Here is a 21,992-nt window from a genome sequence, read left to right as displayed (position 1 = left end):
CGGATTCGGGGCTCAGGCGCGCTTAAGCAGGAGTTTTTCCGGTTGGACGCACAGACGATCCGCAATCTGGTCGAACAGGGCCTGCCCGGGGCACGGGTGGAGGTGCAGGGCGAGGACGGCGTGCATTTCGAGGCGCTGGTGGTCTCCGACGCCTTTGCCGGCAAGCTGCCGCTGGCGCGGCACCGCATGGTCTACGCCACCCTGGGCGAGCTGATGGGCGGCGAGATCCATGCCCTGGCGCTGCGCACGCTGACACCGGAGGAGCACGGCTGAGGCCGCGGACCGGGGCAGGAAGAACGAGGTTCGCTCTTCGCCCCGGGCCCCGGCCATCGGCTCCATGCCATGCAGAAGATCGTAGTCACCGGCGGACGCCCGCTCGATGGCGAAGTCGCCATCTCCGGCGCCAAGAACGCCGTGCTCCCGATCCTGTTCGCCAGCCTGCTGGCGGACGGCCCGGTCGAGATCGGCAACGTCCCCAACCTGCACGACGTGCTCACCACCGCCAAGCTGCTGGCAGAGCTGGGCGCGGGCGTGCGCCATGATGTCGAACGCGGCCGCTTCGCGATCGATCCGCGCAGCGTGCGCAACCACGTCGCGCCGTACGAGCTGGTGCGGACGATGCGCGCCTCGGTGCTGGTGCTCGGGCCGCTGCTGGCCAGGCACGGCGCCGCCGAGGTCTCGCTGCCGGGCGGTTGCGCGATCGGCTCGCGCCCGGTCGACCTGCACATCGGCGCGATGCAGGCGCTGGGCGCCGAGATCGAGGTGGAGCACGGCTACATCAAGGCGCGCGCGGGTCGCCTGCGCGGCGGCCGCATCGATTTCCCGCTGGTCAGCGTCGGCGCCACCGAGAACGCGCTGGCGGCGGCCACGCTTGCCGACGGCACCACGGTCATCGACAACGCCGCGTGCGAGCCGGAGATCGTCGACCTGGCCGACTGCCTGGTGGCGCTCGGCGCCGACATCGAGGGCGCGGGCACGTCGCGGATCGTGGTGCGCGGCGTGGAACGGCTGCGTGGCGGTATCCACGAGGTGCTGCCGGACCGCATCGAGACCGGCACCTTCCTGGTCGCCGCGGCGATGACCGGCGGCTGCGTCACCGCGACCCGCACGCGCGCCGATACCGTGGCCGCCGTGCTGGACAAGCTGCGCGAAGCCGGCGTGTCGATCGACGTGGACGGCGACCGCATCCGCGCCGACATGCGCGGCCGGCGGCCGCGGGCGGTCGACCTGGTCACCGCGCCGCATCCGGGATTCCCGACCGACATGCAGGCGCAGCTGATGGCGATGAACTGCATCGCCGAAGGTACCGGCACGATCGACGAGACGATCTTCGAGAACCGCTTCATGCACGTCAACGAGCTGCTGCGGCTCGGCGCCGACATCGACATCGACGGCCATCGCGCCACGGTGACCGGCGTGGAGCGGCTGAGCGGCGCGCCGGTGATGGCGACCGACCTGCGGGCCTCCGCCTCGCTGGTGCTGGCCGGCCTGGTGGCCGAGGGCGAGACCGTCATCGACCGGATCTACCACCTGGATCGCGGCTACGAGCGCCTGGAGCGCAAGCTCTCGGCGCTGGGCGCGGACATAAAGCGAGTAACGAGGAACGAGTAACGAGAAACGAGTGCGGCGCCGGCTTTTACTCGTTCCTCGTTCCTCTCCACTCGTTCCCCGCTCTACCGGATCGCCTGCAACTGCAGGTCGATATGGTCGCTGCCGTTGCGCTGTTGCAGGATCCGCGCCGGCACCGGCATGCCCTCGACGATCCAGGCGGTGATCTTGCGGCTGCCGTCCTCGCGGATCACGCGGGTGGCTTCCTGCGACCGGCCGGCGACGTCGATGGTTTCCTTGCCGTCGATCCTGAACTTCTGCGGCTTGGCGCGCCCGTCCTCGACCAGGCGGTACTCCAGCGGCTTGCCGGCGGCCACGTCGCGCACGAGCGCCAGGTTCATCAGCATGCCGTCCATGTCGCCGGGGCGCAGCTTCACCGGGCCGGTTTCGTCGGCGTCGACGTCGCCGCTCCAGCGCGCCTCGCCCTTGCTCCAGTCGTAGCTGGCCTCGATGTTGCGCTTCTTCACCAGCATCGCCGCCAGGCCGGTCTCGCCGCCCTGGGAATCGGTGCTGCTCAGCGGCCGCCATTGACCGCCGTTTTCCTCGAACGTGGTGCTCTGCGACAGCCGCGCGCCCATGCCGGTGACGTCGAGGCTGTATTTCCAGCGGCCTTCGCCGACGGCCGCCAGGGTCATCCTGCCGTCGCCCTGCATGCCCATGTAGTTGGCCCGGTAGTCGGCGGAGAACGGCTCCAGCGCCCAGCAGGCGGTGCTGGCGAGGCCGAGCGCCGCCATCGCCAGCAGCCGGTGCGTCATCGAAAGGGTCTGGGTGCGGGATTGAATGCTCATGCTCACTCGGCTCCTTGGTATTCGATCAGGCGCAGGTCGACGCCGTCCCCGTCCTCGTCGCGCTGCAGGATGCGTACCGGCGTCGGCACGCCGTCGGCGACCCAGACGATGGTCTCGTCGTCGTCGTCCTCGACCCGTGAAACGCGCAAGGCGCTGTAGCTCAGCTCGCCGACCTCGATGATCTCCGGTTCCTCAGAGACCCGGTAGACGTGATCGCGGGCGCGGCCGTTGTCGACGAAGCGGTATTGCAGGGTCTTGCCGGGTACGGCATCGCGGATGATGGCCAGGTTGATCAGCAGCGCGCTCATGTCGCCCTCGCGCAGCGGCACCGGATCGCGGCGGCGCTTGCTGACGTCGCCGGTCCATTGCGCCGCGCCCGCTACCCAGTCGTAGGTGCCGGTGATCTTGCGGCCGAAGAACAGCGCCTTGCGCACCGTGCTCTGGCTGAGCGGGCGGTAGCGGTCGCCGGCGGCTTCGGTGTTGAACACGGTGCTCTGTCCGATGTTGAGGCGGGCGAAGCCGACCAGGCCGCGGCGGCCGTGGATGTCGAGGTCCAGCTGCCACTGCGGACCGTCGAGGCGGGCCAGACGCATGGTCGCGTCGCCGGCGGGCTTGCCCTCGTACCAGGCGTCGTAGGTGGCGACGAACGGCTCCAGCGTCTCGGCCTGCGCGGAGGGCAGGGGAGGCAGGGAAGGCAGGGGAGGCAATCCCACGGACAGCAGCAGCGCGGCGATGAGGGAAACGGCATTCATAGGGGCGCCATCATGCAAAGCGGTTGTTGGCTGCCAGCTGAAGCGGTGCGGCGAGTGCGCGGCCGTCGAGATGAACATGGTGTTCATGCAGGGCGATCCGGCCCGCGACCAGCCAGCGCACGGTCTCGAGCAGCAGCGGATGCTCGCGCGCCAGCACCCGCGCCGCCAGCGCGGTCTCGTCGTCGCCCGCCTGCACCGGCACGCGCGCCTGCGCGACCACCGGTCCGCCGTCCAGGTCCGCGGTGACGAAGTGCACGCTGGCGCCGTGCTCGCGCGCGCCGGCCGCGAGCGCGCGCCGATGCGTGCGCAGGCCCTTGAACGCGGGAAGCAGCGACGGATGGATATTGATCATGCGGCCGGGACGGGCATCGACCATCCGCGCGTCGAGCAGCCGCATGTAGCCGGCGCACACGATCAGGTCGGGACGGGCGGCATCGATGCGCGCGAACAGTTCGGCGTCGAAGGCGCTGCGCGAGGCGAAGGCCTTCGGATCGAGTGCGACAGGGTCGATGCCTGCAGCGCGCGCGCGCTGCAGCGCGCCGGCCTCGGCGCGGTCGGAGAACACCCCGACCAGCTCGGCCTGCAGCGTTCCTGCGGAGATCGCGTCGATCAGCGCCTGCAGGTTGCTGCCACGGCCGGAGGCGAGGACGGCGATGCGCCGGCGTCCGGTTTCGGGAGCGGAAAGTCCGGACAAGCGCGGTATCAGCCGATGCGGACGCGGTCGTCGCCGGAAGCCGCGATCACCTCGCCGATGCGCCAGTGCGGCAGCGACCGGCTGTCGAGCGCCGCCCCGATCGCCGCCGCCCGCTCCGGCGGCACGACCAGCACGAAACCGATGCCGCAGTTGAAGGTGCGCCACATCTCCTCGCGCGCCACCGCGCCCTCGCGCTGCAGCCAGTCGAATACCGGCGGCAGCGGCCAGGCGGAGGCGTTGATGTCCAGGCCGAGGCCGTCGGGGATCACGCGGACGATGTTCTCGGTCAGGCCGCCGCCGGTGATGTGGGCCATGGCGTGGACGGCCGCGCCGTGTTCGCGCAGCAGCGCCAGCACCGGCTTGACGTACAGGGTGGTCGGCGCCATCAGCGCGTCGATCAGGCGGGTGCCGTCGAGATCGAGATCGGCCGGTCGTCCGGCGCGGTCGAAGATGCGCCGGATCAGCGAGTAGCCGTTGGAATGCGGGCCGCTGGAGCCGATGCCGACCAGCAGGTCTCCGGCGCGCACCGCGGCGCCGTCGAGCAGCGCCGATTTCTCCACTGCGCCGACGCCGAAGCCGGCCAGATCGTATTCGCCCGGTGCGTACATGTCGGGCATCTCGGCGGTCTCGCCGCCGATCAGGGCGCAGCCGGCGAGCTCGCAGCCGCGCGCGATGCCGCCGACCACGGCGGCGGCGGTGTCGATGTCGAGCTTGCCGGTGGCGAAATAGTCGAGGAAGAACAGCGGCTCGGCACCCTGCACCAGGATGTCGTTGACGCACATCGCCACCAGGTCGATGCCGATGGTGTCGTGGCGGCCGAGCTGCTGCGCCAGCTTGAGCTTGGTGCCGACGCCGTCGGTGCCGGACACCAGCACCGGCTCGCGGTAGCGGCCGGAGAGGTCGAACAGGGCGCCGAAGCCGCCGAGCCCGCCCATCACCTCGGGGCGGAAGGTGCGCTTGACCAGCGGCTTGATCCTGTCGACGAGCGCGTTGCCGGCATCGATGTCGACGCCGGCGTCGCGGTAGGTGAGCGGAGTGGGGGCGGTCACGGACGCGGGCCTGCAGGGGCAAAAACACGATTCTAGCCTGCGGAGGAGCAGGGGAACGAGTGGAGAGATAAGGAAAGAAGCACGCGACAGCCCGGAACCGCCGCTCTCGTTTCTCGTTCCTCTCCACTCGTTTCTCGCTCTTTGTGGCACCATTCCGCCGTTGTCGCAGCGCGAAGGACGAGGAATGCCGCAAGCCAGCAAGCCAACCAAATGGGTCGCGTGGTGCATGGGCTGGCTCCTGGCGGGCGGGCTGCTCGCCGCCGGTCAGGCGGCGGCCCAGCGCGTGGAGGGCGACACCGCCCAGGCGCAGGGCATGTACGAGGCCGAGGTCCAGGTCAACGGCCAGCGCGAGGCGGAGCGCAAGACCGGCTTCGGCCGTGCGCTGGCGCAGGTGCTGGCCAAGCTGTCCGGCGATCGCACCGCGGCCAGCCGCCCCGGCGTGGCGCAGGAGCTGCGTCGCGCCGAGGACTACGTGGAGGGCTACGACTACCGCCAGGACGAGGGCGTCTCCGCCAGCGGCGCGCCGACCTTCCAGACCACCCTGGTGGTGCGCTTCGACAAGGATTCGGTGGACGCCGTGGCCGCCGCACTGGGGCTGTCGATCTGGCCGGAACCGCGGCCCAAGCCGGTGCTGTGGCTGGCGATCGACGACGGCAAGGGCGCGCGCCTGGTCAATCTCAAGCAGAACAACGTGGTGCGGCCGATCCTGAGCCGCGCGCAGCAGCGCGGCTACCGCCTCGGGCTGCCGCGCGGCAGCGCCGCCGAGCAGGCCGCGGTCGGCGCCATCTGGCGCGGCGACAGCGGCGCCGTGGCGCGGTTGTCGGCGCGCTACAGCCCGCCGATGCAGCTGATCGGCAAGCTTTATCGGGATGAGGGCGGCTGGAAGGCCGACTGGACCTTCGTCGACAACGGCCGGGTGCTGTCGCAATGGTCGAGCGAGGACGCCAGTGCGCGCATCGCCATGGCAGCCGGCGCCGACGGTGCCGCCGATGCGCTGGTCAAGCGCTACGCACGCGCCAGCGAAGCCGGGCCGAGCGGCAGCTATCGCGTCGTCTTCGTCGGCATCGGCAGCAGCGACGACTTCATCCGCCTGTCGGGCCATCTGCAGGGCCTGTCGGTGGTGCGCCGGATCACGCCGGTGCGCGCGACCGCCGACGGCATCGAGTTCGAACTCGAGCTGCTGACCGGACTGCCGGGGTTCCGCCGGCTCGCCGACGACCAGGTGCTGATGGAGGTCGAGGCGCCGCTGGACACCGGCACCCCGGTCTTCCGGCTGGTGCGGTGACGGCGCCATGAGCGAACCTGCCGGCGCGGCGATCGCCCTGTTCCTCAAGCGGTTGCAGTGGGGCCTGGTGCTGGCCGTGATCTTCTGGCTGCTGCTGGCGCTCGGGCCGATCCTGACCCCGTTCGTGCTGGCGGCGCTGCTCGGCTGGCTGGGCGATCCGCTGGTCGACCGGATCGAGCGCAGCGGCCGTTCGCGCGCGGTGGCGGTGACGCTGGTGTTCGCGTTGATGGTGCTGCTGCTGGCGCTGGCGCTGCTGATCCTGGTGCCGATGATCGAGGAGCAGGTCGTCACCCTGATCGATACCCTGCCGAGCTATCGCGACTGGTTCATGCTGACCGCGATCCCGTGGGTGGAACAGCGCACCGGGGTGGAGATTTCGTCGTGGCTGGACCCGCAGCGCCTGATCGAGCTGGCGCGCGAGCACTGGCAGCAGGCCGGCGGTTTCGCCGCCACCTTCTTCAGCTACGTGCAGCGCTCCGGTTTCGCCTTCCTCACCTGGATCGTCAACCTGGTGCTGCTGCCGATCCTCACGTTCTACTTCCTGCGCGACTGGGATCGCCTGGTCGAGCGCGTCGCCGCGCTGGTGCCGCGCAATCACCTGGCCACGGTGGCGCGGCTGGCGCGCGAGTCCAACGACGTGCTCGGGGGCTTCCTGCGCGGACAGTTCCTGGTGATGCTGGCGCAAGGCGCGTTCTACGCCGTGGGGCTGCAGGCGATCGGGCTCCGGCTCGGGATCCTGGTGGGCCTGATCGCCGGGCTGATCAGCTTCGTGCCGTACCTGGGCGCCGCGACCGGCGCGGTGCTGATGATCCTGGCGGCGCTGGTCCAGGAGCAGGGCATCGACTGGCAGCTGCTGATCCTCGGTTCGGTGGTGTTCACCGCCGGGCAGCTGCTCGAAAGCTATGTGCTGACCCCGCGCCTGGTCGGCGACCGCATCGGCCTGCACCCGGTGGCGGTGATCTTCGCGGTGATGGCGGGCGGGCAGCTGTTCGGGTTCGTGGGCATGCTGCTGGCGCTGCCGGTCGCGGCCGTCGCCAACGTGCTGATCACCTTCGCGCAGGAGCGCTACCGCGAGAGCCGGCTGTACGCCGGCTCGGCCACCGGGCTGGTGATCGGCGAGCCGGTCGTCGGGGGCGGGGAAGGCGAGGACGGGCGCAGCGAGCCGCCGCAGGCGTGAGCCCGCGGCGCGACGGTCCCGGCCGCGACGGCGGGCAATTGCCGCTGGCGCTGCGCTGTCCGCCCGACCAGCGCTTCGAAGCGTTCGTCCCGGCTTCCGCTTCCGAAGCGGTACTGCCGCTGTTGCGCGCACTGGCCGCGGCTGCCGGTGCCGACTGGTGCTACCTGTCGGGCGCGGCGGGCACCGGCAAGACCCACCTGGCGCTGGCGACCTGCGCCGCAGCCGAGGCGCACGGCCGGCGCGCGGCCTACCTGCCGCTGGCCAGCGCCTCCGGTCGCCTGCAGGAGGCGCTGCAGTCGCTACACGACTATGACCTGATCGCGCTGGACGGGCTCGATGCGGTGGCCGGCCGCCGTGACGACGAGCTCGCGCTGTTCGATTTCCACAACCGCGCGCACGATGCCGGCAAGGCCGTGCTGTACGCGGCCCGCACGCTGCCCGCGGAATTGCCCCTGACGTTGCCGGACCTGCGCTCGCGCCTGTCGCAATGCGTGCGCATCGTGCTGGCGCCGCTCGACGACGCCGGGCGCCGCGAGGTGCTGCGCGTGCGCGCGCAGCGGCGCGGATTGATGTTCGACGATGCCGCGATCGATTGGCTGCTCAAGCGCGTCGATCGCGACCTGGCGAGCCTGACCGCACTGCTCGACCGGCTCGACCGTGCCTCGCTCGCCGCGCAGCGACGGTTGACGGTGCCGTTCCTGCGGCAGGTGCTGGGAGGCGAACGGGGCGAAGCGGGAGACGGGAAGCGAGAGTTCTAGAACGAGCTCGCGAGGTATCTGCGCACGTAGAGCCGAGCTTGCTCGGCTGCTCTCCGGCCGGGAGGCGGCGGCTCCGGACACGAGTGCAGCGGAGCAAGCTCCGCTCTACGATGCCCTCCCGACCCCGCCATAAAGCCGAGCAAGCTCGGCTCTACGGCGCCGGGTCGGTGGGGAAGGCGACCGCGGATTCGCGGTCGGATCCGCCGAGCGCCGCGTCCAATTCGGCCAGCCGCTGCGGCGTACCGACGTCCGTCCAATGCCCGCGATGGTGCTCGCCGGTGACCTGGCCCTCGGCCATCGCCGCGCGCAGCAGCGGTGCCAGCTTGAAGCGCGGCGGATCGGCGTCGGCGCCCGGTGCATCGCCGATGGTGCGACGCCAGTCGTCGAACAGCGAGGCGCGGTAGACGCCGATCCCGGCGAAGGTGAGCCGGCCCTCGCCGCTGTCGAGCACGTCGCCGTCGTCGGCGAGGGCGAAATCGCCGCGCGCGTGGTGCGGCGGATTGTCGACCAGCACCAGGTGCGCGTCGCCGGCCGGCCGCTGTGGCAGCCGCGTGAAGTCGAAGTCGGTCCAGATGTCGCCGTTGACCGCGATGAACGGCGTATTGCCGAGCAGCGGCAGCGCGTGCCACATGCCGCCGCCGGTTTCCAGCGGGGTATCGCCCTCGTGCGAGTAGCGGATCCGCAGGTGCCATCGCGAGCCGTCGCCGAGCGCCTTCGGGAACCGTTTCGCCAGCCACGACGTGTTGATCACCACCTCGCGTACGCCGGCGGCGGCGAGGCGTTCCAGGTGCCAGGCGATCAGCGGCTTGCCGCCGGCCGCGAGCAACGGCTTCGGCGTGGTGTCGGTCAGCGGCCGCATGCGTTCGCCGAGGCCGGCGGCCAGGATCAGCGCCTTCATGCGCGACGGCCTGCGGCGGCGGCGGATGCCGGCCAGGCGGGCGGAGTCCGGGTCCGGAGAGCGGCGCAGCGGAGCAAGCTCCGCTCTACATGGGAATCGGCCGCGGCCCGGATCGCATCGATGATCTGCATGCATTCTCCACGCGGCGGCGGCCGCTCGTGCGCCACAGGGTAAACTCCCGGGCCTGTTTCAGCGAGGCGTCGCGATGACCCTGCAGGTGGTGCTGTTGTCCGGTGGCTCCGGCACGCGATTGTGGCCGCTCTCGCGCGAGGCCTATCCCAAGCAGTTCCTGCCGCTGGCAGGCGAGGACACGATGCTGCAGGAGACCTGGGCGCGGGTGGCGCCGCTGGGCGGCGCCGCGCCGATCGTGGTCGCCAACGAGGAGCACCGCTTCCTCGCCGCCGAGCAGTTGCGGCAGGCCGGCGCGCCGACCCCCGCCATCGTGCTCGAGCCGACGGGGCGCAATACCGCGCCGGCGATCGCCGCCGCGGCGCTCCAGGCGATGGCCGGTGGCGACGATCCGGTGCTGCTGGTGCTGCCATCGGATCACGTCGTGCGCGATCCCGGTGCTTTCCGCGCGGCGGTGCAGCAGGCGATGCCGGCCGCCGAATCGGGGGCGCTGGTGACGTTCGGCATCGTCGCCGACACGCCGGAAACCGGGTTCGGCTACATCCAGGCCGCGCCCGGCAAGGGGGTGCGCGACGTGCTGCGCTTCGTCGAGAAGCCCGACGCCGAGACCGCACGCGGCTATCTCGACAGTGGCGATTATTACTGGAACAGCGGCATGTTCCTGTTCCGGGCATCGGGCTACCTGCGGGAACTGGAGCGGTTCCGGCCGGACATCCTGGCGGCGGTGCGCGCGGCCTTCGATGCGGCAACGCGCGACGGCGACTTCGTGCGGCTCGATCGCGAAGCGTTCGCCGGCTCCCCGTCGGATTCGATCGACTACGCGGTGATGGAGAAGACCGGTCATGCCAAGGTGCTGCCGGTCGACATCGGCTGGAACGACGTCGGCTCCTGGTCGGCGCTGTGGGAGGTCAGCGAACAGGACGCCGACGGCAACGCCCACCACGGCGACGTGATCGCGGTCGACAGCCGCAACAGCTACGCCTATGCGCGGCGGCTGGTCGCGCTGGTCGGCGTCGACGACCTGGTGGTGGTGGAGACCGACGACGCGGTGCTGGTGGCGCGCAAGGACAAGGTGCAGCAGGTCAAGGACGTGGTGGCGCGGCTGAAGTCCGACCAGCGCAGCCATGCGGTGCTGCATCGCGAGGTGCACCGGCCTTGGGGCAGCTACGATTCGATCGATGCCGACGACGGCTTCCAGGTCAAGCGGATCAAGGTCAAGCCGGGCGGTCGGCTGTCGCTGCAGTCGCACAGGCATCGCGCCGAGCACTGGATCGTGGTGCGCGGCACCGCGCGCGTCACCCGCGACAACGATGTATTCGAGCTGCACGCCAACCAGTCCACCTACATCCCGCTCGGCGCGAAGCACCGGCTGGAGAATCCTGGCGCGGAGACGCTCGAGCTGATCGAGGTGCAGTCCGGCGGCTACCTGGGCGAGGACGACATCGTCCGCTATGAGGACGTGTACGGGCGCTCTTAGGGGCGGCGCCGTTGCTTCTTCGGCGAGTGAGGTGGCGCGGTCGCCGGAATCGCGGAAGGACGGTGCGCGACGGGTGAAGAGCGGCGGATGCATCGCGGGCGGGCCGGCACGGCGCCCCGGTGCGGGACACGCCGTGAATCCGTCCATGGAGGCTCGTTGACGCCATCCATGGCGTCGACGGTCCCGCACCGGGACGCTGCGCCGGCCCCGGATGCTGCCGGGGCGCTTCTCGTGTGCATCGCCGGCTCATCCGGAGCCGTCGCAGCCATCGACCCTGGGAAAACCGGTCGTCCCGCAGGGTCTACGCCGCCACGGCCTTGGTTTCTGCCTGCAGGGAGGCGAGCCAGTCGTCGTCGGAGCCTTCGTTGACGCCCTCGAACAGGAAGGTCGACAGGTAGCGCTCGCCGGTGTCGGGCAGGGTGGCCAGGATCACCGAACCCTCCGGGGCGGTTTCGGCCACCTGCAGCGCCGCGGCGACGGTGGCGCCGGCCGAGATGCCGACGAACAGGCCCTCCTCGGCGGCGAGCCGGCGCGCGGTGTCGCGGGCGACGACGTCGTCGACCGGTCGGATTTCGTCGGCGATGCCGCGATCAAGCACCGCCGGGACGAAGTCCGGCGTCCAGCCCTGGATCTTGTGCGGCTGCCAGTCCTTGCCGCCCAGCAGCGAGGCGCCGGCAGGCTCCGAGGTGACGATGCGCGCCTCCGGCCGCGCGACCTTCAGCACCTGGCCGACGCCGGTCAGGGTGCCGCCGGTGCCCCAGCCGCTGACGAAGTAGTCCAGCCGGCGGCCGGCGAAGTCGCGCAGGATTTCCGCGGCGGTGGTCTGGCGGTGGTAGGCCGGATTGGCCGGGTTCTCGAACTGTCGCGCCAGGAACCAGCCGTACGTCTCCGCCAGTTCGGCGGCCTTGCGCACCATGCCGCTGCCGCGCTCGGCGGCGGGGGTCAGGATGACCTTCGCGCCGTAAGCGCGCATCAGCTTGCGGCGCTCGACCGAGAAGGTCTCCGTCATCACCGCGACGAACGGATAGCCGCGCGCGGCGGCGACCATCGCCAGGGCCACGCCGGTGTTGCCGGAGGTCGCCTCGACGATGGTCTGCCCGGGCTTGAGCGCGCCGCTGCGCTCGGCGTCGAGCACGATCGCCAGCGCCAGCCGGTCCTTGACCGAACCGCCGGGGTTGAACGATTCGACCTTGGCGTAGAGCGAGACGTGCGCGGGCGGCAGCCGGTGCAGCTTGACGACGGGGGTGTGGCCGATGGTATCGAGGATGCTGTCGTAGATGGTCATGATGGTGGCCTGCTTAAAGGAATCTTCGAGGACGGCACAGGAGACTCTGCCGCCCGTTGTTCTCCCCCTTCGAAAAAGGGGGCTTGAGCGCCCCCGCGCGTTGCGCGGGGGCCGGGAATCGCGCAGCGATTTGCTTTTTGCTGCGCACTGCGAAGAGCAAATCCCCCAGCCCTTTTTTCAAAGGGGGGCAAGGCATCTAGGACGACGAAGGCGGTCCGCAGTCACGCCGCTTCGTCCAGTACACCGGGGGATCCGCCAGCCACCGCTGTTCCCAGCGGCGCCGCGCCGAACCAGTGCAGGGACTGCGCGAACGCCGCCACCTCGCCGAGGATCAACAGGGCGGGCGCACGGACCGCATGGCGTTCGGCGAGTGCCGGCAGTTCGCGCAGCGTGCCCGTGATCACGCGCTGTTCCGGCCGCGAACCGTTCTCGACCAGCGCGAACGGGGTCCGCGGATCGCGGCCGTGCGCGAGCAGCCGTGCGCGCAGCGTGTCGAGCATCGCCACGCCCATGTACACCGCCAGCGTCTGGCGCTCCTGCGCCAGCGCCGCCCAGTCCAGGGTGTCGAGCGAGGCCTTGCAATGCGCGGTGACCAGGCGCGCCGACTGCGCGTGATCGCGATGGGTGAGCGGGACGCCGGCGTAGGCGGCGCAGGCCAGCGCGGCGGTGATGCCGGGAACGACCTCGTAGTCGATGCCGTGTGCGCGCAGGCTCTCGAGTTCCTCGCCGCCGCGTCCGAACACGAACGGATCGCCGCCCTTCAGCCGCACCACGCGCTTGCCGGCCCGTGCGTGTTCGACCATCAGCGCGTGGATCCGCGCCTGGGTGGTATGGCGATCGCCGCCGGCCTGCTTGCCGACCGTGATGCGCTCCGCGTCGCGGCGCGCCAGTGCCAGCACTTCGGCGCTCACCAGGCGATCGTGCAGGATCACGTCGGCCTCGTTGAGCACGCGCAAGGCACGCAGGGTGAGCAGGCCGGGATCGCCGGGGCCGGCGCCGACCAGCGCGACCGAACCGGTGGCTGCCGATCCGCCGTCGTCGCCCGTCCGCAGTTCGGCCTCGAGCAGGCGCTCGGCTTCGAGATGGCGCCGCCGACGCAGCAGGCCTTGCAGCGGCCCCGCCAGCAGCCGCGCGAACGCACGGCGCCGCGCGCCGATGTCCGGCCAGCGCGCACGGATGCGCGCGCGCCGGCGCGCCAGCAGCGTCGCCAGTGCGCCGAAGGATTCGTCGAACTGCGCCTCCAGCCGTTCACGCACCAGGCGTGCCAGCATCGGCGCGCCGCCGCCGCTGGAGACGGCGATCTGCAGCGGACCGCGCTCGACCCGGGCCGGCACCTGGAAACGTGACAGTTCCACGTCGTCGACCACGTTGACCCACACGCGCTGCGCCTCGGCGGCTTCCGCGACCTCGCGGTTGACCGCGGGATCGTCGGTGGCGGCGATCGCGAGCCAGGCGCCGCGCAGCCATTCGCGACGGAAGCGGCCGGCGCGATGCGTGATCCTGCCGTTGCCGGCCCAGGCGGCGAGGTCCGGTTCCAGCGCCGGCGCATTCACGATGACCCGCGCGCCGGCCTGCAGCAGCGCCTCGGCCTTGCGCCGGGCAACGGCGCCGCCGCCGACCACCAGCACGCTGCGCCCGCGCAGATCGGCGAACAGCGGGTACAGTGGCGGAACGGTTTCGGTGAACATGGCTCGGCTTCGCGACAGGTCTCATGGAAGCTAGCGAGCGTGCATCGCGGACGGAAATGGCCTGCCGGTCTGGCGACATGCGATTTCGGCATAAGCGGCGGCGGCCCGTTCGTGGACAATCCAAGCGGGCAGCGGATATGCTCGAAAATCCTTTCATCATGATTGAAAGATATTTAGAGCGGGAAGGCGCTATCAAAGTGCATGACACGCTCTAGTGCCTGCGGGCGTTGCGTCCGTCCGGGAACCCGCCATGACCCTTACCCAGCTACGTTATCTGGTCGCCATCGCCGACGCCGGGCTCAACATCACGCTCGCCGCCGAGCGCGTGCACGCCACCCAGCCGGGCCTGTCCAAGCAGCTCAAGCAGCTGGAGGACGAGCTCGGCTTCCAGCTGTTCGTGCGCAAGGCACGCAGCCTGGAAGGCATCGCCCCGGCCGGCGAGCAGGTGCTGCAGCATGCGCGTCGCATCCTCGAGGAGGCAGGCAACATCCGCAGCTACGCCGCCAACGAGCGCGGCGAACACAGCGGCCGCCTGCTGCTGGCGACCACCCATACCCAGGCGCGCTACGTGCTGCCGCCGGTGATCGCGGAGATCAAGCGCAGGTTTCCGCAGGTCAACGTCGACCTGCAGGCAGCCGGCGATGCCGAGGTGCTGCAGAAGCTCGCCCAGGATGGGGCCGACCTGGCCCTGATCAGCACCGCAGGGCCGGCGCCGCACGACGGCGGCGTGGCCATACCGCTATACCGCTGGCGGCGCGTGCTGCTGGTGCCGCGCACGCACCCGCTGGCCGGACTGGACCGCGCGCCGACCCTGGCCGAGCTGGCCCGCCATCCGCTGATCAGCTACGAGTCCTCGACCCGGGCCGACTCCTCGCTGCAGCGCACCTTCGCCTCCGAGGGCGTCGAGCCGCAGGTGGCGATGACCGCGCGCGATGCCAACCTGATCAAGACCTACGTGCGCGCGGGGCTCGGTGCCGGGCTGCTGGCGGAAATGGCGATCGGCGTGCGCGAGGACGAGGACCTGCGCCTGCTGCCGGCGCCGGAAGCGTTGCCCGAATGCATCACCTGGGCGGTGATCCCGCGTGGCCGCGTGCTGCGCGAGTACGCGCTGGCGCTGCTGCATGCGCTGGCGCCGCAGATCGACCGCCGCGACCTGCGCCGGGTGCTCGAGGGCAACCAGGAACCGCATTGGCCGGTGCCGCCCACCTGGACCGAGCTGAGCCAGCCGATCTCTGTGTGAGGACACGCAGGTGCCCGTCGATGCGCTCGGCTTCGCTTCGTAGGAGCGCGCCATGCGCGCGATGCCGCGGGCATTGCGCCGCCACGCGATTCCGTCCACCCGCGCGCCTTCCGGCTCGCGGTGGAACCGCCGACGACCGAGACCGGAGACGCCCGCGGCATCGCGCGCATGGCGCGCTCCTACGGGAGCCTCGCGATTCGGCTGCCGCTCAGGCTGCCATGCCGGGTTCATCGAAGTGCAGGCCGCATTCGCGCTTCAAGCCGAAGAAGCGCGTGTCCTCGATGCGCATGCCCGGCTCCAGCTTGCGGGTGGTGTGGACGTCGCCGATCGAGACATAGCCCTCGTGCCAGAGCGGGTGATAGGGCAGGTCGTTTTTCTGCAGGTAGATCCAGACGTCGCGGTCGCTCCAGTCGGCGATCGGGTGCAGTTTCCAGCGGCCGTCGCGCAGCTCCAGGAAATCGACGCCGGCGCGGGTGCTCGCCTGCTGCCGCCGCAGCCCCGCGATCCAGGTGCGCACGCCGAGCTCGCGCAACGCATGCTGCATCGGCTCGACCTTGTGCAGGCGGTTGTAGCGGTCGATGCCATCCACGCCCTGTTCCCAGAGCCGTCCTATGCGTGCCTCCGCCCAGGCGGCGCCGAGGTGCGGGCGATACACCTTCAGGTTGAGGCCGAGGCGCCCGGTCAACTCATCGACGAATCGATAGGTCTCCGGGAACAGGTAGCCGGTATCGACCAGGATCACCGGCATGCCGGGCTGCTGCCGGGTGGCCATGTGCAGCGACACCGCCGACTGCGCACCGAAGCTCGACGACAGCGCGTGCGTGCCGGCGGTGTTCTCCAGCGCCCAGGAGATGCGTTCGGGCGCACTGCGCCGCGACAGCCAGCGGTTGAGTTCGGCCAGGGCCTGGGTGGACTCGGCGGCGGTGATCGGATCGGGCGGGCTCATGCGGACGCCTCCAGCGAGGTGGACGTGACGGGAATGGCGCGGCGGACGTCGCGCTCGGGAATGGCGACCGCGCCGCTGCGGACCAGGAAGTCGCCGAAGCCCTCGCCCTCGCCGCGTTCGCGCGCATAGGCGGCGAACAGCGGATCGAGCGCTTCGAGGATCGCCGGCTCGTCGATGTTGTCGCGGTACAGCGTGTTGAGCCGCTGGCCGCGGTGGTCGGCGCCCAGCATCAGGTTGTAGCGGCCGGGGGCGCGGCCTACCAGGGCGATCTCGCCCAGGTATGGCCGCGAGCAGCCGTTGGGGCAGCCGCTGATGCGCAGGTGGATCGGCGCATCGCCGATACCATGCCGTTCGAGCAGCGCCTGCACCTTGTCCAGCAGCTCCGGCAGGTAGCGCTCGGCCTCGGCCATCGCCAGGCCGCAGGTCGGGAAGGCCACGCAGGCGAGCGCGTTGCGCCGCAGCGGACTGGCATGGCGCCAGCCGTCGAGGCCGAACTCCGCGCACAGCGCATCCACGCGCGCGCGCAGCGCCGGCGGGATCCGCGCCAGCACCAGGTTCTGGTTCGGCGTCATCCGGAACTCGGCGCCGTCGCCTTCGTCCTGCAGCTGCCGCGCGAGCGCCCGCAGACCGCTGAGGTGGCGGACCGCGTCGCCGCGGCCGTCGAGGCGGCCGTCGTAGATCCGTCCCGCCGGGATACGCAGGCCCAGGTGCAGGCGCCCGTCCTCGCCCTCGCTCCAGCCGAAGCGGTCGCCGTTGTGCGAAAAAGCGAACGGTCGCGCCGGCGGGAAGGTGATGCCGGCGCGCCGTTCGACCTCGGACTTGAACCAGTCGAGACCGCGATCGTCGATGGTGTACTTGAGCCGCGCACGCTTGCGCACCTCGCGGTTGCCGTGGTCGCGCTGCGCGGTGACCACGGCTTCGGCGACTGCGGTCACCTGGTCCGGTCCGATGAAACCGATCACGCTGCCCAGGCGCGGATAGGTCTCCGGATCGCCGTGGCTGGCGCCCATGCCGCCACCGACGCTCACGTCGTAGCCGAGCAGCGCGCCGGCCTCGTCGAGGATGGCAATGAAGCCGAGGTCCTGGGCGAATACGTCGACGTCGTTGACCGGCGGAATTGCGAAGCCGATCTTGAACTTGCGCGGCAGGTAGCGATCGCCGTAGATCGGCTCCTCCTCGCCGCCGCTGGAGGCGACGCGCTCCTCGTCGAGCCAGATCTCGTAGTAGGCGCGGGTGTTGGGCAGCAGGTGTTCCGACAACGCTGCGGCCTGCGCCTGCACCGCCGCGTGCGCCGGCGACAGGTGCGGGTTGGCGGCCACCGCGACGTTGCGGTTGACGTCGCCGCAGGCGGCCAGGGTGTCGATCAGCGCGGCGTTGATCGCCTGCATCGTCGCCTTGAGCTCGGTCTTGATCACGCCGTGCAGCTGGAACGCCTGCCGGGTGGTGATGCGCAGGCCGCGCTCGGCATAGGTGCTGGCAATGGCGTCGAGTTGCAGCCACTGCGCCGGCGTGACCACCCCGCCGGGAGTGCGGGTGCGGATCATGAAGGCGTAGGCGGGCTCGAGCATCGCCTGGCGGCGCTGCTCGCGGACGTCGCGATCGTCCTGCTGATAGCTGCCGTGGTACTTGATCAGTGTCTGGTCGGCCTCGCGCAGCGCACCGGTGACCGGATCGGCCAGGCTGTCCAGCAGGGAGCCGCGCAGGCGGGCGCTCTCGGCCTTGATGTCTTCGACGGAGTGTGCGCTCATGGCGTGGTATCGCAATCCGCTTCGTAGAGCGGAGCTTGCTCCGCTGCTTCTTCGGTTCCGGGGGGCGCGCAGCCGAGCAAGCTCGGCTCTACGGGTTCGAGTGCTTCACGAATCCCGAATCCAGAATCCCCACTCCCGGCCCTAATAGACATCGCGTGCATAGCGGCCCTCCTGCTGCAGGCCGTTGAGGTAATCGTTCGCGGCCTCGGGATCGCGGCCGCCATGGGTGGCGATCACTTCCAGCAGCGTCGCGTGCACGTCCTTGCCCATGGCGATCGCGCCGCAGACGTAGAGGTGCGCGCCGTCTTCCAGCCAGGCATACAGTTCGCGGCCGCGTTCGCGGATGCGGTCTTGCACGTACGTCTTGCGCGGCGCGGCCACAGATTCCGGTGTCGCGATCCGTGCGCCCACGCGGTCGCGCGAGAACGCCAGGTCGATGCGATGCAGCTGCCCGGACTTCAGCGCCCGCTGCCATTCCAGCTGGTAGAGGAAGTCGCTGCGGAAGTGCGGATTGCCGAACAACAGCCAGTTGCGGCCACTGGCGCCGATCGCCACGCGTTCCTGCAGGAAGCCGCGGAACGGAGCGACGCCGGTGCCGGGGCCGATCATGATCACGTCGCGCGCCGGGTCGGCCGGCAGGCGGAAGCGTTCGTTGCGTTCCAGGTAGACCGGCACCGATGCGCCTTCGCCGGCGGCGGCCAGAAAGTGCGAGGCGACGCCGAAACGCCGCGCCCCGCGATGCAGATAGTCGACGTGCGCGATGGTGAGATGCGCCTCGTCGCCGACCGCCTTGCGGCTGGAGGCGATCGAATACAGCCGCGGCGTCAGCGGGCGCAGCGCGGCGACCAGCGTGTCGGCAGGCCAGGCCGCGGGTGCCTCGCGCAGCAGGTCGATCACCTGCCGGTCCCCGGTCCAGCGCGCCAGTTCCGCGTTCCGGTCCGGCGCCAGCAGCGCGGTGAGCGCGGCATCGCCGGCGCGCTCAGCGTGCGCGGCGAGCAGCGGTCGCGCCAGCCGGGTCAGCTCGCGGCGTGCGCCCAGCCATTCGCGCAGCGGCAGCTCGTCGCCGCCATGGGCGACGACCTTATCGCCGTCGAGGGCGAGTGTGGACAACACCTCGTCCACCAGTTCCGGCGCATTGCGCGGCCACACGCCGAGCGCATCGCCGGGCTCGTAGTGCAGGCCCGCGTCCTCCAGCGAGAGCTCGAAATGGTGGATATCGCGATCGCTGCCGGCGGCGGTGATGCGCTGGTCGACCAGCAGTTCGGCGGCGTACGGGCGGTCGCGGTCCCAGGTGGGTGCGGCCGTGGACGGCGGTCGTAGCGGGGTGACGGTCGCGCTCGGCTTCAGTGCCTCCCGGGCGGCGGCGAGCGCCTGCTGGCGCCAAGGCTCGGCGACGGTGTCGATGTCGAGGTCGGCATCACCGCGCTCGAGCATCCGGGTCGCGCCCAGCTCGGCCAGGCGCGCGTCCAGCGCCTGGCCGATGGCGCAGAACTGCGGATAGCTGGAATCGCCCAGGCCGAGCACCGCGTAGTGCAGCTGGGGCAGCTTCGGCGCACGCTTGCCGGTGAGGAAGGCGTACAGGTCGCGGGCATCGTCGGGCGGGTCGCCGTCGCCCTGGGTGCTGATGACGAGGTAGAGGTGGCGCTCGTGCTTCAGTTCGCGCGCCGGATAGGCATCGGCGCCCAGCAGCCGCACCGCCAGTCCGCTGCGCTCGGCATCGGTCGCCAGCCGCTCGGCCACGCGTCGGGCGTTGCCGGTCTGGCTGCCGTAGACGATGGTGAGGCGGTGACCGGTCGCGGTCTCGCCGTGCGCGGCCGGCGCCTGCGCCGCCGGCGGCGCCGGGCGCGACGCCAGGCCCGCCGCGTAGCCGGACAGCCACCACAGCCCGGCGCCGTCCAGGCCGTCGGTGAGCCGGCGCAGTGCATCGGCGTGTTCGGCCGACAGCGGCGGCGCGGGCAGGGCTTGCGGAGACGACATCGTCGCGGACCGGGGAGGCGGGAACGACCACGAGGCTAGGCGCCTGCATCGGCGATGGAAAAGGATGTCCGGTTATGCGCACATGCCCGGCCGTCATTTACGGCCGTCGTGGCGGGCGCGACTGGAAAGCACGGCGATGGCCTCATCGTAGAGTTTGTCGTCTGCCTACAAGTCGGGCCGTTGCCTCCGGGTAGTACTGGATTGCGATCGGGGGACAGTCGGTCAGCGACCACCGCGGAACAGTTGCACGATCCCGAGGATCAGGATCGAGCCGAGCAGGGCGCCGATGAAGCCCGCGGGCTGTCCGGCGGCGTACCAGCCCAGTTGCTGGCCCAGCCAGCTGGCGACGACTGCGCCGCCGATCCCCAGCAGGGCGGTCAGGATGATGCCCAGGCGCCGGCGGCCCGGTGTCACCAGCCGCGCCAGGATCCCGACGACCAGGCCAAGCAGGATGATGTAGAGCCAGTTGCTGCTGCCGAACGGTTCCATGGCGCCCCTTTCTGTCGATGGATCGGCGGTAGCCTAGCGCATGACGGGGGGCCGCTCGCGAGCGGCGGCCGTCATGGGTCCGGATCGAAATCCTTCCAGAGCGGCAATCCGTGCTTGCGTCGGCCCCAGGCGTAGTAGCCCGCCATCGCCACGCCGAACAGGGCGCCGGCGACGAGCGCCGTGATCGCCGCGACGACCCACGGCATGCGCTGTGGCGTCCATACCAGCAGCCACATCAGCAGCCCCCAGGCAATGGCGAACCATGCGCCGGCGAGCAGCGCGGTTGCGCCGAACCTTGCGAAATGCGGCGGCGGGACATCGATGCCGAGCGACCACAGCAGCCGCAGCGCCGGCGGGTTGTAGTTGCTGCGCCAGATTCCGGTTTCGGCGAGGCGGCGCAGGGCCGCCTCGCGCTTGCGTTCGATGCTCACGTCGGCCTATCCCCCCTGCCTGCTCAGCAGCAGCCGTGATCGCCGTGGCGGGTGCCGCTGTCGGCCGCGACCGCCGCGCCGGCGGTTTCGCCGCGCTCGCCGGCCCGGTGGTGATCGAGCAGCACGCGCGCCACGCAGGCCGTCACCCGCTTGCCCATCGGGATGTGCAGGAACTCGTTGGGCCCGTGCGCATTGGAATGCGGGCCGAGCACGCCGGTGATCATGAACTGCGCACCGGGAAACTTCTCGCCCAGCATGCCCATGAACGGAATCGAGCCGCCTTCGCCCATGTACATCGCCGGCTGTCCGTAGAACGCACGGCTGGCGTCGTCGATGGCGCGGTCCAGCCACGGCGACAGCGCCGGCGCGTTCCAGCCGGTGGCGGCCTTCTCCAGGTCCAACGTGACCTTCGCGCCGTTGGGTGGGTCTTGCAGCAATGCTTCCTGCAGCAGCGCGCCGGCGCGCCGGCCGTCGACCGTCGGCGGCAGCCGCAGCGACAGCTTCACCGCGGTGTGCGGGCGCAGCACGTTGCCGGCCGAGTCCAGCGCCGGGATGCCACCGACGCCGGTCACCGACAGTGCCGGGCGCCAGGTGCGGTTGAGCACCAGTTCCGCCAGGTCGTCGTGCATCGGCCGCATGCCGGGTAGCAGCGGGAACTTGTCGTAGACGGCGTTGCCGAGCACCTCGGCGGCGCGACGCGCCTGCTGCTGCCGCTCGGGGGGGATCTCCGCGTGCAGGCCCTCGAGCAGGATGCGGCCGGTGGTCCCGTCCTCGATCCGCGACAGCAGCTGCCGCAGCAGGCGGAAGCTGGACGGCACCACGCCGGAGGCGTCGCCGGAATGCACGCCTTCCTCCAGCACCTTGACCGTCAGGTTGCCGCCGGCCAGGCCGCGCAGCGAGGTGGTGCACCACAACTGGTCGTAGTTGCCGCAGCCCGAATCCAGGCACACCACCAGCGACGGCTTGCCGATGCGTTCGGCGAGGTGGTCGACGTAGGCCGGCAGGTCGTAGCTGCCCGACTCCTCGCAGGCCTCGATCAGCACCACGCAGCGCGCATGCGGCAGTTGCTGCTCGTGCAGGGCGAGGATCGCGGCCAGCGAGCCGTAGATCGCGTAGCCGTCGTCGGCGCCGCCGCGGCCGTAGAGTTTCTGGTCGCGGAGCACCGGCTTCCAGGGGCCGAGGTCGTCGTCCCAGCCGGTCATCTCCGGCTGCTTGTCCAGGTGCCCGTAGAGCAGCACGCAGTCGTCGTCGCTGCCGCCGTGCGCAGCCGGGATCTCGATGAAGATCAGCGGGGTACGGCCTTCCAGGCGCACCACCTCCACCTGCATGCCGGGGATCGGTTGCGCCGTCGCCCAGCCATGCATGAGTTCGACGGCGTCTTCCATGTAGCCGTGCGCGACCCAGTCCGCATCGAACATCGGTGACTTGTTCGGGATGCGGATGTATTCGACGAGCTGCGGCACGATGTCGTCGTCCCACTTCTCCGAGACGTACCGGTCGACCCTGCTGGCGTCCATCGCACACTCCGTGACGGGAAAGCATCCATTTTAGCGCTCCGGCCGCGGTAGGACTT

Annotated in this window: 20 protein-coding genes; 7 read left to right on the top strand and 13 right to left on the bottom strand. The window is 70.7% G+C overall.

All coding sequences use genetic code 11. The annotated features are described in order from the left end of the window. Positions 1 to 42 precede the first annotated feature (42 nt). Positions 43 to 273 (top strand): BolA family protein, encoded by a 231-nt coding sequence (locus AB5T46_RS08185; RefSeq protein WP_370563391.1) that lies wholly within the window; start codon positions 43 to 45, stop codon positions 271 to 273. A 69-nt stretch (positions 274 to 342) separates the two neighbouring features. Further along, positions 343 to 1,611, top strand: a complete 1,269-nt coding sequence (gene murA, locus AB5T46_RS08180; RefSeq protein WP_370563390.1) for a UDP-N-acetylglucosamine 1-carboxyvinyltransferase — start codon at positions 343 to 345, stop codon at positions 1,609 to 1,611. A 62-nt stretch (positions 1,612 to 1,673) separates the two neighbouring features. On the opposite strand, the gene AB5T46_RS08175 is transcribed toward murA, so the two are convergent. Genes AB5T46_RS08175 through purM form a run of 4 tightly spaced genes read right to left on the bottom strand, consistent with a single transcriptional unit; the run spans position 1,674 to position 4,891 of the window. After that, positions 1,674 to 2,396, bottom strand: coding sequence for a DUF3108 domain-containing protein (locus AB5T46_RS08175; protein WP_370563389.1), 723 nt, complete (start codon positions 2,394 to 2,396; stop codon positions 1,674 to 1,676). A gap of 2 nt (positions 2,397 to 2,398) precedes the next feature. After that, complete coding sequence (locus tag AB5T46_RS08170) at positions 2,399 to 3,235, bottom strand: DUF3108 domain-containing protein (RefSeq protein ID WP_370563388.1); 837 nt, start codon at positions 3,233 to 3,235, stop codon at positions 2,399 to 2,401. Beyond that, positions 3,159 to 3,842 (bottom strand): phosphoribosylglycinamide formyltransferase, encoded by a 684-nt coding sequence (purN, locus tag AB5T46_RS08165; protein WP_370563387.1) that lies wholly within the window; start codon positions 3,840 to 3,842, stop codon positions 3,159 to 3,161. Before purN ends, AB5T46_RS08170 begins: the two co-directional genes overlap by 77 nt. Before the next feature lie 8 nt (positions 3,843 to 3,850). Further along, positions 3,851 to 4,891, bottom strand: coding sequence for a phosphoribosylformylglycinamidine cyclo-ligase (gene purM / locus AB5T46_RS08160; RefSeq protein ID WP_370563386.1), 1,041 nt, complete (start codon positions 4,889 to 4,891; stop codon positions 3,851 to 3,853). Positions 4,892 to 5,075: 184 nt separating this feature from the next. Between purM and AB5T46_RS08155 the strand changes: the two genes are divergently transcribed. From AB5T46_RS08155 to hda, 3 genes are read left to right on the top strand one after another with little or no spacing between them, the layout of a single operon-like run. Next, positions 5,076 to 6,176, top strand: coding sequence for a DUF2066 domain-containing protein (locus AB5T46_RS08155; RefSeq protein ID WP_370563385.1), 1,101 nt, complete (start codon positions 5,076 to 5,078; stop codon positions 6,174 to 6,176). Between the two features lie 7 nt (positions 6,177 to 6,183). After that, a complete protein-coding gene (locus AB5T46_RS08150) occupies positions 6,184 to 7,353 on the top strand; it encodes an AI-2E family transporter (RefSeq protein WP_370563384.1) in 1,170 nt (389 codons plus the stop codon). Next, the gene (gene hda, locus AB5T46_RS08145) at positions 7,350 to 8,111 is read left to right on the top strand and encodes a DnaA regulatory inactivator Hda (RefSeq protein ID WP_370563383.1); all 762 of its coding nucleotides are present in this window, start codon (positions 7,350 to 7,352) and stop codon (positions 8,109 to 8,111) included. The genes AB5T46_RS08150 and hda overlap by 4 nt, the downstream gene beginning before the upstream one ends. A gap of 151 nt (positions 8,112 to 8,262) precedes the next feature. Here the strand turns inward: hda and murU are convergent, their stop codons facing one another. Beyond that, positions 8,263 to 9,009 carry an N-acetylmuramate alpha-1-phosphate uridylyltransferase MurU gene (gene murU, locus AB5T46_RS08140; RefSeq protein ID WP_370563382.1) on the bottom strand — a complete coding sequence of 249 codons (747 nt, stop codon included), beginning with the start codon at positions 9,007 to 9,009 and terminating at the stop codon, positions 8,263 to 8,265. 205 nt (positions 9,010 to 9,214) lie between these two features. Between murU and AB5T46_RS08135 the strand changes: the two genes are divergently transcribed. Next, positions 9,215 to 10,615 carry a mannose-1-phosphate guanylyltransferase/mannose-6-phosphate isomerase gene (locus AB5T46_RS08135; RefSeq protein ID WP_370563381.1) on the top strand — a complete coding sequence of 467 codons (1,401 nt, stop codon included), beginning with the start codon at positions 9,215 to 9,217 and terminating at the stop codon, positions 10,613 to 10,615. A gap of 301 nt (positions 10,616 to 10,916) precedes the next feature. Here the strand turns inward: AB5T46_RS08135 and cysK are convergent, their stop codons facing one another. Both cysK and cysG read right to left on the bottom strand, forming a co-directional pair. Next, positions 10,917 to 11,900 (bottom strand): cysteine synthase A, encoded by a 984-nt coding sequence (cysK, locus tag AB5T46_RS08130; RefSeq protein WP_370563380.1) that lies wholly within the window; start codon positions 11,898 to 11,900, stop codon positions 10,917 to 10,919. 221 nt (positions 11,901 to 12,121) lie between these two features. Then, positions 12,122 to 13,588, bottom strand: a complete 1,467-nt coding sequence (cysG, locus tag AB5T46_RS08125; protein WP_370563379.1) for a siroheme synthase CysG — start codon at positions 13,586 to 13,588, stop codon at positions 12,122 to 12,124. A gap of 250 nt (positions 13,589 to 13,838) precedes the next feature. Here cysG and AB5T46_RS08120 point away from each other — a divergent pair, with 250 nt between their 5' ends. After that, positions 13,839 to 14,828: a LysR family transcriptional regulator gene (locus AB5T46_RS08120; RefSeq protein WP_370563378.1), complete on the top strand. Its 990-nt coding sequence runs from the start codon at positions 13,839 to 13,841 to the stop codon at positions 14,826 to 14,828. Between the two features lie 208 nt (positions 14,829 to 15,036). Here the strand turns inward: AB5T46_RS08120 and AB5T46_RS08115 are convergent, their stop codons facing one another. The 6 genes from AB5T46_RS08115 to AB5T46_RS08090 form a co-directional block, all read right to left on the bottom strand. Further along, positions 15,037 to 15,774 (bottom strand): phosphoadenylyl-sulfate reductase, encoded by a 738-nt coding sequence (locus AB5T46_RS08115; protein ID WP_370563377.1) that lies wholly within the window; start codon positions 15,772 to 15,774, stop codon positions 15,037 to 15,039. Next, complete coding sequence (gene cysI / locus AB5T46_RS08110; RefSeq protein WP_370563376.1) at positions 15,771 to 17,522, bottom strand: assimilatory sulfite reductase (NADPH) hemoprotein subunit; 1,752 nt, start codon at positions 17,520 to 17,522, stop codon at positions 15,771 to 15,773. Before cysI ends, AB5T46_RS08115 begins: the two co-directional genes overlap by 4 nt. Positions 17,523 to 17,663: 141 nt before the next feature. Beyond that, positions 17,664 to 19,499: an assimilatory sulfite reductase (NADPH) flavoprotein subunit gene (locus AB5T46_RS08105; RefSeq protein ID WP_370563375.1), complete on the bottom strand. Its 1,836-nt coding sequence runs from the start codon at positions 19,497 to 19,499 to the stop codon at positions 17,664 to 17,666. Positions 19,500 to 19,721: 222 nt separating this feature from the next. Further along, positions 19,722 to 19,988 (bottom strand): GlsB/YeaQ/YmgE family stress response membrane protein, encoded by a 267-nt coding sequence (locus AB5T46_RS08100; RefSeq protein WP_370563374.1) that lies wholly within the window; start codon positions 19,986 to 19,988, stop codon positions 19,722 to 19,724. A gap of 71 nt (positions 19,989 to 20,059) precedes the next feature. Then, positions 20,060 to 20,419 carry a DUF6404 family protein gene (locus AB5T46_RS08095; RefSeq protein ID WP_370563373.1) on the bottom strand — a complete coding sequence of 120 codons (360 nt, stop codon included), beginning with the start codon at positions 20,417 to 20,419 and terminating at the stop codon, positions 20,060 to 20,062. 23 nt (positions 20,420 to 20,442) lie between these two features. Continuing rightward, positions 20,443 to 21,936: a M20 family metallopeptidase gene (locus AB5T46_RS08090; protein WP_370563372.1), complete on the bottom strand. Its 1,494-nt coding sequence runs from the start codon at positions 21,934 to 21,936 to the stop codon at positions 20,443 to 20,445. Positions 21,937 to 21,992: the final 56 nt, after the last annotated feature.

Origin of the sequence: Luteimonas salinilitoris (assembly GCF_041300785.1) — a bacterium.
GTDB classification, from domain to species: Bacteria; Pseudomonadota; Gammaproteobacteria; order Xanthomonadales; family Xanthomonadaceae; genus Luteimonas; species Luteimonas salinilitoris.
The sequence above is the reverse complement of the archived record's forward strand: the minus strand, read 5'-3'. Positions and strand labels throughout refer to the sequence as shown.